Raw genomic sequence first — 16,530 nt, forward strand, 5'->3', positions numbered from 1 at the left:
TGTAGAGGAGAGACTCGGAAAAATTATCCCTTAATTTTTCTGCCTCTATCTTACTCAAATACTAACTTTTTGAGCCTTATCAAGCGAAAATACGATACTTTTTCCGACCTAAAAATGCTACAAACTTTATTCGTCAATGCTTCTATAGTTAACACTGATTTAAGAAAGCCGTTTTTACCTAAAGCCTGGTGGCATCCAACCACATTACCCCAAACAAATCATGACCTACACCATAGCCTGGTTGTTGCGTTGCTTCCAAACAACGTAACGCTTCAGGCAGCATCAACTCTACCTTCTTTCGGTACAAATTTGGGTCAGAAATATGGGACAATTCCTTTTGGACATTTTCCTGGAATTCTTGAATCTCTGAAGGTAATTCCACAGACTCCACTGCTAGAGACTCACCCAAAAGTGCTGCTGCTTGACTCACCAAAGTATTCCACCAACGAGAAAATTTCCTGAAGAAATCTAAGATATGCTCTGGTGCTGAACCTAACTCTACTGAAAATAGCAGTTGACTTAAATCTGTCTCCACTGAACTATCAAGTAAACTATTAACTAGGTTCCGATACTGGGGTAATTTCGGATTAAACTGTCCCGTTGAGGTATGACGACCTACCATGATAGAACGGTCAAAAAACTCAAATCTTTCTACAGGACAGCCTACTTCATCCATAGCTTGCTGCATAATTTCCTGCAAGTCGTGATGGGAGTAAAAGCTCATCCAGGTAGCTTCTGCATCCCCTTCACTCTCAAAAAAACTCATGGAGTAATTCCAACGGCTTTCTTGCCATTGGGGTGTCCACTCAATACTGTAGCGCCCTAAGACATCCACCACCACAGCACACCGGGAGCGATGCTGGCAAACATTGGTAGCGATCATCTTGAGGGCTTGGTGAAGTTCTTTGTGGGTAAGATGGGAGTAGGGAACTCCACAAGAGAGGTAAATATCGAAAGGCTCAGTCAAACTGCTGGTGCGAATATCTGCACACTCAAACCTAGCGTTACTATGGTTGGCATAGATATTACGGGCAGTTTCTACCATCTGGCTGCTAATATCAACACCTAAATAATCTAGCTCGTAGTTGCCAGCAATGGCGAAATCATCACATAATAACTGGGATAGTAAAGCGTATCCATCACCTGTACCTGAACCAACATCAAGAACTTTTAGCTTGTCTCCTTTCTTTCTGTTGCATAATACAATTGCTCTCTTAAATACTGAACAAGAAAAAGGTTCTTCCCACTCAATTTTTACACCATCACGACGACTTTTAGATAGGTAGTGTTCAACGGCATTGCTTTCATTGTAAACAGTCTCTATTTGTTTTGGAGTTACTTTCATGTCTCCTACAATTAAATTAGTTAACCCACATTCAGCACTTCAGATTATATCACAACAAGCTACAGAAAATTTGTGTATTTAATTAAGTAGAATTATTTATGGCTTTGAGTAACTTCAAGTGAGAGCATAAAGCTAATGATAGAACACTGTTCCGCTTTGCTAGGCAATGATAATGTGAGCACATTTTCAATTGGATATGGTTAGGAAAACCATCCATACTAAAAATTTATTAATATTGATGATTCCCATCAATAACTTTTGCTTCTAAGTAAGTTGGCATAAATAAACCAAACTATGTAAAGATAAGTAAATATGGATAATATACCTACATATATGAGTGAGGAAATTTACACATGGGGGTAGGGGAAAAAAGGGAAACTACAGTACGGAACGTTTTAAATTTTACTCAAATCAAACTGCTTAAAATTTATTTACATAATTTGGTTTTTTTTCACCGACTTATATCATGTCCGGATAATTAGTGATCAAAAAACTTTCTCTTTCTTTTCTTCTTTCTTCCCTGCTAAATTCTAAATTCTGAATTCTAAATTATGAATTATGAGTCGTTTATTTATAACTGTTTAACCGGACATGATATTACTTATCCTTAAATCATCTTACCATTACTATGTAGGACTACCCAATAATTATTATCTAAATTAGTAAATATGAAGTTTTCTTTTTTATCATTAAATAAACAATTATCCATTCCTACAAATAAAAATTTAGTTGCCCCTAATTGGCATATTGCTTGGGGCAAAATAGACCAGATAAAGGCAGATATTTCTTGGAGCGATCGCCATTTTTTGATTCATCAAGTTCAACCGATTTTTAGCTCTAATGAAAGGTTTGTTGTTGTGGGTGATATTTGTTTAACTAATCTGCCACAATTACAAAAACTTTTAGATATTTCTACCTCTCTTACTGTTACTCAAATAGTTGCTGAATTATGGCAAAGTTATGGAAAAAAAACTTTTTTGTTGTTGGAAGGAATTTTTGCTTTAGCAGTTTGGGATAGGGAAGAAAAAGAATTATGGATTGGACGCGATCGCGTGGGTGGACGGACTTTATATTACACGACTACTGACTCAACTATTTGGATTTCTCCTCGGTTAAAAATTCTTTCTTCTTACCATTCTAATGAGTTAGATTTAATTGCTTTACGGGATTATCTTTGTTGTGCTTTTGTACCTGGAGAACGTACTCTTTGGCAGGAAGTAAAAGAATTAAGACCGGGAAGTTTCATCCATTTTACTAATGATTTAAAAATTCCATCACCAATGTCTTATTGGCAACCACAAGCACAAGTTAAAGATGCCGATCAAGCTTTAGAATATCATGGTCAAAAATTACGTTCTCTTCTAGATAAAATTATTCCTGAATATTTACCAAATAATCAACCAGTGGGAGCTTATTTATCGGGTGGTTTAGATTCGAGTTGTATTGTGGCATTAGCAGCAAAAAATCATGATTATCCAGTACATACTTATTCAATACATTTTGGTGCAGAATTACCGAACGAATTAGAATTTTCTAGTTTAGTTGCTGAACATTGTCAAACTCAACATCATATCCTAGAAATTACACCGGATGATATGTGGAATAAACTGCCAATTACTATGGCAAATTTAGACGATCCTATTGGTGATCCGTTAACAGTTCCTAATTATCTTTTAGGAAATTTAGCAGCAGAAAATGTGGGAGTTATTCTAAATGGTGAAGGTGGGGACCCTTGTTTTGGCGGACCGAAAAATAAACCGATGTTATTAAATAATATTTATGGTGGTTTGCAGTCAGGAAAGCCAGATATTGTTTCGTCTTATCTAAGTTCTTTTCATAAATGTTTTGCAGATTTATCTAAGCTATTAAAACCGGAGATTTGGCAAGCTATAAAAACAGAATCTTATATATTTGAATCTGACTTAAATTCTGATGCTGATTATTTAAAACGTTTGATGTTACTCAATATTAAATTTAAGGGAGCAGACCATATTTTAACTAAGGTAAATAATATGACTAGGGCGGCTAGTTTAATCGGACTTTCCCCATTATTTGACCAAAGAATTGTGGAACTAAGTTTAGAAATTCCATCAGAATATAAATTATCTGGTGCTGATGAAAAAGCGGTATTAAAACGAGCAGTGGCAGACTTATTACCAGAGAGAATATTAACTCGTCCAAAAAGTGGAATGATGGTACCTGTTAACTTTTGGTTTAAACAAATATGGCAACGTCGAACTAGGAATTTATTGTTAAGTAAAAATGCAGCGATCGCTCCCTATTTCAATCAAGATTTAATCAAAGATTGGTTAAATTATCGTGGGGATACTTGGAAGCGTTATGGTATTAAATTATGGTTATTAGTAAGTTTAGAAATTTGGCTACAAGTTAATCAAAAATAAGTTTATTTAGGTTGGGTTGAGCAACTAAAATCCAACAGTTATTAGTAGGTTGGGTTGAGGAACGTTAGCGCCAGCTTATCCGTAGGATAAACCCAACAGTTATTAGTTATTAGTAGATTGGGTTGAGGAATGTTAGCGGAACTTATCCGCAGGATAAAACCAATATAATATATAGAATAGATAAGATAGATATAGGTTTTTGTTGGGTTGCGCTTCGCTTAACCCAACCTACATTAACCAAAACTATCAGATGCGAAAAAACCTACATTTCGACTATCATTATTAATACCAATAAAAATTATTCCATCATCACCACTATCACCAGAATCTAAACTATTATCTGAAGTTGAAGTATAACCATTAGCTACTGCTTGAGTTTTAGCAATACCTTGAGAAACTACTTGTAGTAATTTACGAGGAGAAAAAGATTCTAATTCTACATAAAATCCTGCCTCTAACCATGCTAATTCATCTGTTGATAAAGTTGACTTAACTGCTGTAGGTATTTGTTGCACTTGTCTTGCTGATTCATCTGACTTTAAAATCCACATATTCTTACTAGGAAATACATGACGTGGCAATAATCCTAAATCATAAATAATTAGATTATTTCCGCCAAACCAATTAGGACTATTTCGCAGTTCATTTATCATCCTGACTCCACGGGGGTTAGCACTATGAAAAGCATAAATTTTTAAATCTGGATTTTGTTTTAACATTTGCATTACTGTACTAAAAATATTCTGGGGATATCCATCAATACTGAGTACAGCGCAGTTATGTTCAAAGTGGAAATTATTAGCTATTAAAAATTGAGCAATTTCGGCAGTGTCACACACAATAACTCGGTCAAAACTATAAGCTGTAACTTCAGAATTAATTTTTATAGGTTCACTCATTTTTCTGGAAGTTCGTAAAAAAATTCTCACCTTACCATTAATTTCTTGCCAACGTATCAACCATTGTATAATTTGACTTTGATGAAACTGAAATGCTTGGGGTATTTTATGTTGAATAGTTAGTTGTCGCGTACCCAAATAAATTAAGAATATTCCTAATCCAGTGCCTAACAAAAATAATAAAAAATCTATATTTTTTACTTTGGAGAATTTAAAAAACCAAACTAAAACAGCAACTAGAATTAATCCTCCAATAATTTGTATAGCTCTGGCAAAACTTCTTCTCTCTTTAGAGCTATATAGTTTCGATTGACTTGCCCAAATAAAGTATAAAATTAAGGGTACAAATATTATAATAGGTGCTAAAGGATAGAACTCCATTGCTGAAATAGCAGTATTTATAAATGGTAATAAAAAAAATAACACAAATAAGCATCCAACTGAACCAACATTTCCTTTTTTTGTCAAACGTTTCTCTAAGAAATACCAAAACTGCTTAGTAGTAAAAAATAAGGTTTTTTCAGAGGAAATAGTTTGAATAGAATTCTTGAAAAATATATCTGTAAATTTACTTCCTGCTTGTGGGTCAAAAACAAAAGGATGATTACAATTTTTACATCTACCCCCAGTTTCTGTTCTTTCTTTTAAATTACTATCCATTCCACATCTTACACATTTCATCTATTTACTCCTTAACTAAAAATTTGACCATTCAATAAAATATTATAATCTTCTCGCTGACGAATTAATCTATGCTGACTTTCTTCTAACAAAACTTCAGCAGGGCGGGGTCTATGTAAAAAATGAGAAGACATTGCATAACCATAAGCACCCGTATCTAAAATAGCTAAAATATCTCCTTTTTCTAAAGCAGGTAACTGACAATTTTTACCCAAATAATCACGGGAATAGGTTGTATTGCCACAAACATCTGTTAAATATAAATCTGACTTATTTATTTCCCGAAAACTAACAATTTCTCGATAACCTCCATGTACAGATGGCACAGATAAATTAGCCACAGTTGTGTCAACTCCAACTATTTGTTTATCTCCCTGCCATTTGACAGAAATAACTTTAGTTAATACTGTGCCTGAACGAGCAATAGCTGCGCGACCAGGTTCAATAATTAATTTAATTTTTCTGCCTACTTTTTCTATCGCTGCTGTTAACTCCGCACCAAAAGTTTGCCAGTTAAAAGCTATCCCATTGTGATGATAAGGATAACCAAAACCACCACCAAAATCTAAATATTCCCAGTCTGGTAAAAATTTACCAATTGCTAATATTGGTTCAATTACTTGAGTAAAAGCTTTCGTAGCATTTGTGCCAGTACCTCGATAAAAATGTAAACCACTCAACTTTAAACCCACTGACTTTGTAATTTGAATTGCCTGGGAAAATTCCTCTGGTCGAACACCAATTCGACTTTCTCCCGTTAGTTCTGGTAAATTCAGTCTCAAACCTAATTTTGGCGTAATTTCTCTGGCAAACTTATCTATATATACGTCACAAAATAACTGTAGTTGACTCACACTATCTAAATTAAAAGTAGTTACCCTCCAGTTTAATAGTTGTGAAAATTCTTGAGCGTTTAAGTTACTGCCACTATAGACAATTTTTTCAGGGGAAAAACCTGCCTTTAATCCCAGAAAAACATCCCCTGGTGTATTAGCATGAAGACCCCATTTATACCTTTGAAAAATTTTTAATAAAGATACATTACCATTAGTTACACTGGCAAAATGAAATTCTGTGTGGGGATAGGGAATAGATTCAGTAATATGATTTATCGTTTTTATCAGAATATCGCCATCATAAACATACAGAGGAGAACCATAATTTTCTAGTAATTCGTGGGCAAATTTCAGAGAAAAAGGAGTCACAAAATTTGGCATATTTTCTACCATAGTTAACTGAACAAGTAACAGTCTAGATCATAATCTATGTTATCAGTAGAGAGTATGCCATTGGCTAATATATGACTATCAACTAATCATACTAAATCTGGTTTGAAGAAGTAGCTTATAATTTATCCGTATGTCAAGCAGTGATAGTTCGTTATACCAAGTCTAGTTTATATAAAGAGATTTATTACTCCTCTTTTTATGATTATTTATAGAAAGGATTTATCAATATTTTTTTATCCTGGTAATTTCCCAAATGAAACCATATTACTCCCTTAATAAAACGAGTTTATGGGGATTTAAAGACTGAAGTTTCCCAGTCATAACCTTCATCAAAATTTGTCATTTTGTCTATATCAATTTTTATTTTGTAGCCATCAGGTAAAGAACACAGAATTGTAAAATCACGAGCTATACGTCTGTCGTTTAATTCTATAACTGCAAAATTCTCTCTTTCTGTTGAAAATTGTCTTTGTTTATTAGCCTTATTCAAGAGTTTTTGTCTGACCGATGACAATGCTTTTTGTGTATGAGTCTGAATATTTATTACTCCATCCTCATCTTCTTGAAAATTTGGCATTATACAAAAAACTTCGAGGTAATATTTAGAGCTGTCACAACGCTCAACTATAACATCACATTCATCAGTTTCCAATGATAAAGATTTGACCAATCTTTCTCTAATTAGTGGAATATAGTTGTGGTAAACAATCATTTCAGATCTGACAGCTTCGCAATCTTTCCATTCCTTCTTTTGAGCTTTTATTCTCTTTGTAAAATAAGCTGCATAGCTGGGATTATATTGGTTAATTTATTTGAAGTATTTAAGAATTTTTAAATAGTTTCGATATGGGTTAATTGGGAAATCATTATTCCTGTGGTCTAATACCAATTTCATAAAATATTGCTACAGTGACGACACAGGGAACAGGGAACAGGGAACAGGGAACAGGGAAAGAAAAACATAAATATTAAAGAGGAAAAAAAGTGGAAATTTTATAATTTATGGAATTTCTAATTTTTTCTTTTAGGAATAAATCACAAATTAAGATGTAACTGCCTTTTTTGAATTTGGTCTAAATATTCTTATTTCTGTTGTTTCATGTACTCATTCTCAAGTAAATCATGGTTGTAGAAATATTCTTCTATAATATCAATTTCGTTTTTAATCATAATTCATTTAAGGAAAAAGGAAGAAAGAAAAATTTTCGTTGTCTGATATCTAAGTTTTTGATATGTCAAATACAGTAATGGCGACTGCTATAATTACACATACTCTCAAGCTCTAAAGTTTATGTTGTAAAAATTACAGAGAATAAAATTAAGTAATTAATTTTCCCTAAGCACTTAAAGTTTTTATCAGATCAAATTTAACTTTTAACCTGCTCAACCCACCTCCACCACCAAGGCGGTAATAATAAAGGATTATACCCATAATTACTAATAGTAGATTCTCCTAAAATTGTTACTCGCCAAATTTCCCAAATCATTAATAACCAGAGAATTTCACCCACGCGTCTATTCCTAATTTGCCCCCCTAATTTTCCTTGAATTATCGTAATAGCTATATCCGAAATAAATCTACCTTCTGCTTGTAAAACTTCTGGGTTTAACCATTGCCTAATTTCTGACCATAATTCATTTAAACACCAATAACTTAAAGGTACTCCCATCCCTCTTTTTTCTCGCCAAACAACTTCCGGTGGTAACCAAGACTCTACCGCTTTTTTCAATATATATTTTTCATTTGAACCTTTTAAATTAAATTCTCCTGGTATTTGAAAAGTCCATTCAGTTAGCTCTAAATCACAAAAAGGCGATCGCACAACTAACCCATTAGCAAATGCCAAATTTGTTGCTCTAGGATGAATATTTTGTGCCCCCTTTAAAATTAAACTAGCACGACGTAATTTATGAATTAATCCCATACAAAAAGTATCATCTAAAGCAAATTCTACCCACTTTTCTGCTGAAATATTTTTGACTCTTTCATAAATTTGTGGCTGAAAAACTTTCTGTTCATAACCCCATAATTTATGAAAAGTATGCAAATATTTTTGAATGAAACTTTCTTGTTTATTGTAAACAGCAGCAGCAATAATTGGTTTATTCGTCCACCCACCAAATAATTGATCTCCTCCTTCACCATTGAAAATTACAGATACCTCTTGAGCTGCAGTTTGACATAATAAATATAAAGGTACTGTCACCCCATCACCAAAAGGTAAATCTAAAGCTTTAACTGTATCTAATAAAGCATTTTTTATCAGCTTTGGAGTTACAGATACTTTCATTAAAGGTATATCTAAATGTTCAGCAACTTTTTCTGCATATCCCCATTCTGAAAAACTATTTTTCCCAAAATCTAGAGTATATGCACGCACTTTTATTCCCTCTTGTACTAATAAAGCTGCAACTATTGAAGAATCTAAACCTCCTGAAAGAAAAACTCCCACAGGTTCAGAATTTAAGTCAATAATTTGCCGATTAATCGCATTTTTAAGTAGGGTTTGTAACTGTGTAATTGCATGATTTTTATCTTCAACTTGTACGAGATTTTCTCGCCAGTCATAATGACGTTGAATTTGTATTTCTGGCTCCAAAAAAATTTGTTCTGTTCCTGCTGGTACCGCAACAATATTCTCTACTGGAGTGAGCGGTGTCGGTACATAAGAAAAACAAGTATAACCATAAAATCCGGGAATACTAATAGATGGCTCATAAATAATAGGTAATAATAACTTTAATTGAGAAGCAAACCAAATAACTTTTTCAATTTTCACCCAATATAAAGGCACTCTTCCAAAAGGTTCCCTACCTAAAATTAATTGATTATTTTCTTGTTTTACCCAAGCATCAATACTATCAGATAAACCAGAGGCAGATAGAGAAGCAATCAAAGTCTCACCCCTAGCTAATTTCATTTATTCCCCACCAATATAACTAATTCCACCAACAGTTATTCCCTGATTAAAATTAAACACTTTTGTCTTTTTTTCCTCAGTTAGCTTGGTGAGAATAGTATTTAATTCTAGTGGGAAACCATATCCCCAATAACCAATAAATTGATATTGCACTTAATCACAAAATTTTACTTAACTGTAAACTCAGTTTGACTGAGAAAGCGATCGCCTAAATACATCTCCACCTGCCAATTTCCCACAGGTGAACCAGTATGAAATTTATACTTACAATAAGTCGGCCAAACTGCTTTATTAATTTGCTTAGTTTGGTAACTATTTTGATGACTAATTTCACCATTAGAATCAATCCAGTTGCACCCTAAATAAAGTTTTTTTCCTACTGGTGCATCTTGTAGAGTTACCCGATAAAATACTTCTGAATTTTGTTGACTATCAACCACAATTAGTATTTCTTGACCACTATTTGTTTCTAATGTCAACTTACTTTGCCCTGAATTAGCATAGACATTATTTAATGCTTGTTTTTGAGTTTGAAACCATAAGAAACTAGCAACTATAACTACTACCAACCCAGAAAGCACCCCCACAGTAATCAATTTATTCCGCTTCTGCTCTACTGCCAACGCTTCTCGCCTTCGCAACTGCATCATTGCCTCATCTACCAAGTCAGTCGGGAGATTTAGCTCTTGTAAAATCTGCTGCATCTGCTCTCGGTCAATTTCTTCGTCGCGCTGTCTAGATAATTGCTCAACTTCTGCCACCAGTTGAGTAAATTGTATTTGTGTCAGTCGTTCTTCTGTCATAGATATTAGGTTAGGAAAATTATAACGCACAGAAAAAGAAGCAAAATAACTATTTATAAGTATAGTTTTCAACAGACATCTCCTCCAAAAGAGGGAGTAGGGAGTAGGGAGTAGGGAGTAGGGAGTAGGGGGAAATAATTGATGATTTATGTATGATAATTGATTTTATTTTTGATTATTGGAGATGTCTAATAGTTAAACTATATTAATTATGTGGAAAAAGTTTTAAATATTACTTATGATTTTGAAAGTCTAGAGTCATTAACCATTAACTTAGTAAGCTCTTGTTTCATGGGATTTAAAAGTTTAGGATTAGAAATTAAAAAAAATTAGTTTTTTCATCTGAAATGTTGTTTTTATTTCCTCTTCCCCGATTATTTCTTTCAATGCTTTTATTTCTTCTGATTGGGGATTTGGATAATTAGGGTTTGCATATGGAAAGTCTTTTTGGTGGGGTAGGAGACAGGAGACAGGAGACAGGAGACAGGAGTTAGGGGAATGAGCGAGTAGGTAGGAGTAAGAATTGTAAGAATGATTTTTCTGCCCAACTATTGCCTAAAATACGCTCCTTTTTGAGCATCAAGAGCTTAAAAACAGGTACTTTTTTCGACCCCAAAAAGGCACTTGTCTTTATATGTCAATGCTTTTAGATTTAATCAGCAAGCCCGAATTACATATGATCCAATATAAATAAGGAAGTATTTCTGAATATAGGGTAAAAAATTTTTCTCTTTCTTCTATTTTCAAAACATAATTGACTCCGCTTTCTGCGCTCAAATTCGTCCAGAAACTATCAATTAAGTTTAAATTAGAAATACACTTTTGATAACCTTCCCACAATTTTTCTTTTTCCCAAATCTTGGTATCTTTACTGAGTTGATGGCGATTGTTTAAGAAAGTGACAAATATCGCGATGCTTCCACCAACTAACGAGCTAATAACATATTTCCAACCATCAGGAATATCTGGAATAACCATTAGTTTTATTTTTCTCAATTCAAACTATGTAGCAATTGAATTATCAAAAATTTATTTGTTTATAGTTGCGCTGGATACCCCCTAAATATATCTGGGAGAGCTAAAGCGCAACAACGACTTTTATTTGGGTAAAAAATCAGCTTTCTGATACAAAGCTATATCTAAAGACAGACAAATAATCTCCATCATAAAGATTAGTTGTAACCACGACTATACCATTATTCTTACTTTTGCCTTTTGACTTTTGACTTTTAACTTTCAATTCCCGTGTCTTTTTTGATGCCATTGCCAAGCATGGGTAACAATATTTTGCACCTCTGGATATTTAGGAGACCAACCTAACACTTTCCTTACTTTGTCACTACTTCCTACCAAAACTGGTGCATCTCCTGGTCGGCGATCGCATTCTATTACTTTAAAATCTTTCCCAGTTACATTCTTAACCGTTTCTATCACTTCTCTGACAGAAAACCCATTACCATTACCTAAATTAAATACTTCACTGTTACCACCATTCAATAAATATTCTAGCCCCAAAACATGAGCATCCGCTAAATCACATACATGAATATAATCCCGAATACAAGTCCCATCATGGGTAGAATAATCTGTGCCAAAAATTGAGATAGCATCTCGCTTACCTAATGCTGCTAATAATACCAGTGGAATTAGATGAGTTTCCGGATTATGATCTTCTCCAGTTAAACCATTAGGATGCGCCCCTGCTGCGTTAAAATAGCGAAAACAAACAGACTTAAAATCATAAGCAACCTCAAAGTCCGAAAGTATTTGCTCTACCATCAATTTACTCGCCCCATAAGGGTTAATCGGATTTTTGGGGTGGTCTTCAGGAATAGGACTAGTCTGTGGTTCCCCATAAATAGCAGCAGTAGAAGAAAATACAAATTTTTTCACAGATGCTGCCAACATTGCTTCTAATAATGTTAGTGTACCTACTACATTATTGTGATAATATTTTTGGGGGTCTTTAACCGACTCTCCTACAAAAATATATGCAGCAAAATGCATTACTGCTGCTATATTGTGAGTGGCAAAAATTTTGTCTAATAGAGAGCGATCGCTTGTATCTCCCACAATCATCTCTACTTTCAGGACATTTTCTACTATGTCCCGATGTCCATAGACAAGATTATCCAGAATTACGACTTCATAACCTGCAGTTTGTAGGGCCTGCACTGCATGAGAGCCAATATATCCTGCTCCCCCAGTCACTAAAATAGTTGGCTTAGTTTGTGACACTTTTTTAGTCTTCCTTAATTGCTATTAATTTATTTAGTAGCTTCCCTGAAATTAATATTCGGTAGGCATAAAATAACTTTTTTGTCTTTACCCTACACTATTTTAATCCTTAATATTACAAATAAACAGTAAAATATTTCCAATCCCCAACAAGAGATTGGAACCAGAGAAACTTACTACAAATTAGCAATCTTTTGTGTTATGCTTCTAAACTAAAATGTTTTTCAATAACATCAGGAATTTCTGATGAACTAATCCGGCTATAACGGGCTTTGTTAGGCATAATTACTAGATTAGGTCCTGCTTTACACTTTTTCAGACATCCAGTCTTCTTAATTGTCACATGGTCTTGTAAGCCGCGATCGCTTAATACTTCTGATAATGCTTTACAAACTTTGCCTGCACCCCGTTTTTGGCAATCTGATTTTTGGCACACTAAAATCTGAGCTTTCTTCGCTGCACATTTAGAATTAGTTCCAGTGATTTTTTGTGGAGATTTACTACAAGTATGTTCAGTTTCAGATAACTTCTGCTCTTTTACTTGGCTAGATAAAGTTTCAACTAATCCCACATTATGATTTTTACATGGTGTTATTGCGTTATTGCTAAAATCTGGTATAATTTTTAAAGCCTTCAATTCTTCTTCACCAGTTTTCCGATAAACTGTTCTTTCTCCAGTTACTTTTACTCCTAAACCTGGTATTAATACTGAGGCAAAAATCTTCCTTAAAGGCTTGGCAAGTTTGATGGTATAATTACTACCTGCTGGCGTCTCTACATGAATATATTTCAGTTTGTAGCCGTCTTTAACGGTAACTTCTTGTATTTGTCCTTCTAAGATAAATTTTGTCATTTGCTTCTTGGATTTAGACATTGTTGGTTATTTTTGCTAGGTCATGGTCATTTATGCGGCTAGGGGTCGGTTTAAATACTTATACCGTTTCACTAAAGTCAAAAGTCAAAAGTAAGAAGTCAAAAGTTATATTTTAAATACTTAAAACCTCTACTCTACAGTAATTTCAGTTTATTATTTGACTTCATCAGTTACCGAAAAATTCTGGGTATGCGCCTCCCCTTTTAAGGGGATAAAAAGCGGTCGATCTTCGTAGCTTCCCGTAGGGTGGGATGGCGAGGTCTCTTAGTATCCATGAGACCAAGAGAAAGAGGATATTCTATATTTCAATCCCAATGCTTTCCTAGGTCATGCTGCGCAAACAGCTAGAGGTACTGATAACTGATAACTGAAATGACCAACTATTTGTGACATTTTTTAAGTGAAATGGTATTACTAAAAGTTTTGTATCTCTAGTGATAAATACATTACTTTTGCCCCTCTCTAACTTATGGTATTAATCAGCATATTAGCTAACCTGCAAACAGCGTTGTAACAATTGCACCAATTCGCAACGATTAGCAGTGAATTGTTTTAGTACACTCTCTAATTGGGTAGCTTCATTTGTGTTTTTGAGCTGTACCCGCAATGGCTTTTCTGTTTCACACCAACAATGAATATCTAACTCTTGTAAGCGTTTATAGACTTCCCATCGGTCTATTGAGCTTATTTGTAAAATCTCTCTAGTGTCTGGCCTCTGGTTGAATGTACTCATTTTTTTACAATTGCAATATATTAGCACTAAATTTACTCTTAAGGATTCTAGTAGTCCTGATGTGTCTCTACCAGAGTACCTATATTTTTGACTATACAATAGCTGCTAAATTTTCTCAATAGTTTGATCGAAAAAATTTGCTAACTTAGAATATCTTCTATCTGCTGTCTTGGCTCAGGTTGACTCTCCTTTTAACTGTGATAGACTTAAAACTGTTAGCAATAAGTCAAGCTAGATAACTAGCAATAAATTAAGTTAATTGAAAGGAGAATACATTAAGATGACTACAGCTACTCCAGTACAAGCATTTGGTGAAGTTAAGGAAAATCCAGTTGGATTAGAAAAAGAGGTAACAACACCAGTATGTGAAGGTATGAACGCTGCTTTGGCCAGTTTCCAAGCTTTATATCTCCAATATGAGAAACATCATTTTGTTGTAGAAGGATCGGAGTTCTATCAACTGCATGAGTTCTTTCAAGAAAGTTATGATGATGTAAGAGGTCATGTCCATGACTTGGCTGAACGTTTAAATGGTCTGGGTGGTGTTCCCGTTGCTAGCTTTGCTAAGTTGGCTGAAATGTGCTGTTTTACTCCTGAAATAGATGGAGGTTTTAGTTCTCGCGCTATGGTCGAACACGATCTAGGAGCAGAACAGGAAGTAATTAAGTTATTACGTCGTCTTGCTGGACAAGCTGAAAGTTTAGGCGATCGCGCTACTCGCTACCTCTATGAGCAAATTCTACTCAAAACTGAAGAGCGCGCATATCACTTAGACCACTTCCTAGCTCCAGACACATTAGTAGTCTTGAACTAGGTTCACATACTTATTAGGTAGCAATTCAAGAATTTCCTAGAAAATGAACTATACAAAAGAAGCTGGTAGATGCAACACCTAAACTTTTGTTGTCAAAGATTCTTTATACACTAGCAAAAAACTCTATTTTAGTAGGTATTTGCAAGCAAAGCTTCAGAAATTCAACTTCTCAAACTTTAATTGCCTACAAAACTTTCACTCAGATATAAAATACAAGAATATTACTGGCAGAGAGATACACCCATTCTCTCTGTCAAATTTTTTTTTGCTGGATAACTAGGTAAGTAGATAAGTAGTTAGTTACTAATTCAAAGTATACTTCTGTTGCAATATTTTTGCAACTACTCTGAATAAAATTTAATTTTTGTAAAATTGGTTACTGATTTATAAATAGAAGTTAGAAAAAGATGTTGTATTATTTCCAGTTGAACAACCAGAATAAATTTTTATATTTTTATCTCTTTAACCCCCCTGAGAAACCTATCCCTTACCCATAAGTCTTGAAACCCTTATGGGTAGCAGGGGAGCAGGGAGCAGGGTAGAAAGGAGAAAAAATCAATTTAGCTAAGTAAAACTACTGAAGTTGTCAAAAAAAAGTATGGAAAAATACATTTTTTCTCCCGAAAAAGCCGAGCCAAGACTCACTCATAACTCGTCTCTAAAGTCAAGCTTTATGTTAAGAAATGATGTGGGTATAAGTAACATTTTTTTGCCCTGATCGACTTTCAGCAGAATAGGCCAGGGGAGAAAAAGAGCGATCGCTTTAAATATAGGAGAAGGAAGAAGAATGGGCTAAAGTTGAAAACATCTTGCGTTCTCTGAATTTTAAGCTTTTAATATGTCCGGGCTCTTTGCTTGGACTGCTAGAGTAGTTTTCAAATAGATAGACTACAGTGGCCGAAGCATTCTACTACTCCCCCATCCCTAAACCAAAATAATCTTTTATTTTACTATACGATAACTACAGCAGTTTTGGAGTTGATGAGAAAAAAAGTTTTACGAGTTTAGGGAATAGAGACTATATCATGTCCGGATAATTAACGATAAAAAAAACTTTCTCCTTTTCCTCCTCTTCCTTAGAGCTGATTTGTAAACTGAGCTAAAATCCCTTTCTAGCATGGGTTTTTCAAAAGTTATGACCTTGGGGTTTAGATAGTGTCAAACCCTTACACTGTAAAGTATTTATCCTTTTAATATTTACTTTATAAATCAGCTCTTATTGCTTATTGCTTTTTCCTTCTTCTTTGTTATTCTTTCTTACCTCCTGACTCCTTACTCCTCCATAGTTTATTTATAAGTATTCAACTGGACATGATATTAGAGATTAGAGATGAGTATTAAACTGTACCTCACTCTCCTCAAAAGTGCTGTAATTAGCTGGATTATATATAATACCAAGGGTCAAAAAAGAATGTTACGAATAGTAAGAGGAATAAAAAGACAAATGCAGGATATGTCCTTTGACAAAGCGGTCGATCTTCGGAGCTTCCCGTAGGGTGGGATGGCGATCTTCGGAGCGGGTCTGTAAGAACGGGTCTCCTCGCCATATCCAATCGACCAAGAGAGCGGTGCGACCCCGCGACGACGCCAG

General features: G+C 34.4%; 13 protein-coding genes. 2 read left to right on the forward strand and 11 right to left on the reverse strand.

What is annotated here, in order from left to right; all coding sequences use genetic code 11:
* Nucleotides 1-178: 178 nt before the first annotated feature.
* Entirely contained in the window at nt 179-1,345 is a 1,167-nt protein-coding gene (locus D5R40_RS12580; RefSeq protein WP_124142808.1) for a class I SAM-dependent methyltransferase, read from the reverse strand.
* Between the two features lie 668 nt (nt 1,346-2,013).
* Between D5R40_RS12580 and D5R40_RS12585 the strand changes: the two genes are divergently transcribed.
* On the forward strand, nt 2,014-3,747 hold the full coding sequence (locus D5R40_RS12585; protein ID WP_124142807.1) for an asparagine synthetase B family protein: 1,734 nt from the start codon (nt 2,014-2,016) through the stop codon (nt 3,745-3,747).
* A gap of 233 nt (nt 3,748-3,980) precedes the next feature.
* On the opposite strand, the gene D5R40_RS12590 is transcribed toward D5R40_RS12585, so the two are convergent.
* The 10 genes from D5R40_RS12590 to D5R40_RS12630 all read right to left on the reverse strand — a co-directional run bounded on the left by D5R40_RS12590 (nt 3,981) and on the right by D5R40_RS12630 (nt 14,125).
* A complete protein-coding gene (locus D5R40_RS12590; RefSeq protein ID WP_124142806.1) occupies nt 3,981-5,327 on the reverse strand; it encodes a toprim domain-containing protein in 1,347 nt (448 codons plus the stop codon).
* Nucleotides 5,328-5,338: 11 nt separating this feature from the next.
* Nucleotides 5,339-6,556, reverse strand: a complete 1,218-nt coding sequence (locus tag D5R40_RS12595) for a diaminopimelate decarboxylase family protein (protein WP_124142805.1) — start codon at nt 6,554-6,556, stop codon at nt 5,339-5,341.
* 286 nt (nt 6,557-6,842) lie between these two features.
* Nucleotides 6,843-7,268 (reverse strand): hypothetical protein, encoded by a 426-nt coding sequence (locus D5R40_RS12600; RefSeq protein WP_124154717.1) that lies wholly within the window; start codon nt 7,266-7,268, stop codon nt 6,843-6,845.
* Nucleotides 7,269-7,923: 655 nt separating this feature from the next.
* Nucleotides 7,924-9,477 (reverse strand): asparagine synthetase B family protein, encoded by a 1,554-nt coding sequence (locus D5R40_RS12605; protein WP_205127641.1) that lies wholly within the window; start codon nt 9,475-9,477, stop codon nt 7,924-7,926.
* The gene (locus D5R40_RS37720; RefSeq protein WP_205127642.1) at nt 9,478-9,630 is read right to left on the reverse strand and encodes a hypothetical protein; all 153 of its coding nucleotides are present in this window, start codon (nt 9,628-9,630) and stop codon (nt 9,478-9,480) included.
* A gap of 14 nt (nt 9,631-9,644) precedes the next feature.
* Nucleotides 9,645-10,352, reverse strand: coding sequence for a hypothetical protein (locus D5R40_RS12610; RefSeq protein ID WP_240038742.1), 708 nt, complete (start codon nt 10,350-10,352; stop codon nt 9,645-9,647).
* Between the two features lie 558 nt (nt 10,353-10,910).
* On the reverse strand, nt 10,911-11,258 hold the full coding sequence (locus tag D5R40_RS12615) for a hypothetical protein (protein WP_124142804.1): 348 nt from the start codon (nt 11,256-11,258) through the stop codon (nt 10,911-10,913).
* Between the two features lie 258 nt (nt 11,259-11,516).
* The gene (gene galE, locus D5R40_RS12620; protein WP_124142803.1) at nt 11,517-12,518 is read right to left on the reverse strand and encodes a UDP-glucose 4-epimerase GalE; all 1,002 of its coding nucleotides are present in this window, start codon (nt 12,516-12,518) and stop codon (nt 11,517-11,519) included.
* A gap of 199 nt (nt 12,519-12,717) precedes the next feature.
* Entirely contained in the window at nt 12,718-13,392 is a 675-nt protein-coding gene (locus D5R40_RS12625) for a (2Fe-2S) ferredoxin domain-containing protein (protein ID WP_240038741.1), read from the reverse strand.
* Nucleotides 13,393-13,879: 487 nt separating this feature from the next.
* Nucleotides 13,880-14,125, reverse strand: a complete 246-nt coding sequence (locus tag D5R40_RS12630) for an Asr1405/Asl0597 family protein (protein WP_124142802.1) — start codon at nt 14,123-14,125, stop codon at nt 13,880-13,882.
* Nucleotides 14,126-14,405: 280 nt separating this feature from the next.
* On the opposite strand from D5R40_RS12630, the gene dpsA reads away from it, so the two are divergent.
* Nucleotides 14,406-14,939 (forward strand): DNA starvation/stress protection protein DpsA, encoded by a 534-nt coding sequence (gene dpsA / locus D5R40_RS12635; protein WP_124154718.1) that lies wholly within the window; start codon nt 14,406-14,408, stop codon nt 14,937-14,939.
* Nucleotides 14,940-16,530 lie beyond the last annotated feature (1,591 nt).

Origin of the sequence: Okeania hirsuta (assembly GCF_003838195.1) — a bacterium.
GTDB classification, from domain to species: Bacteria; Cyanobacteriota; Cyanobacteriia; order Cyanobacteriales; family Microcoleaceae; genus Okeania; species Okeania hirsuta.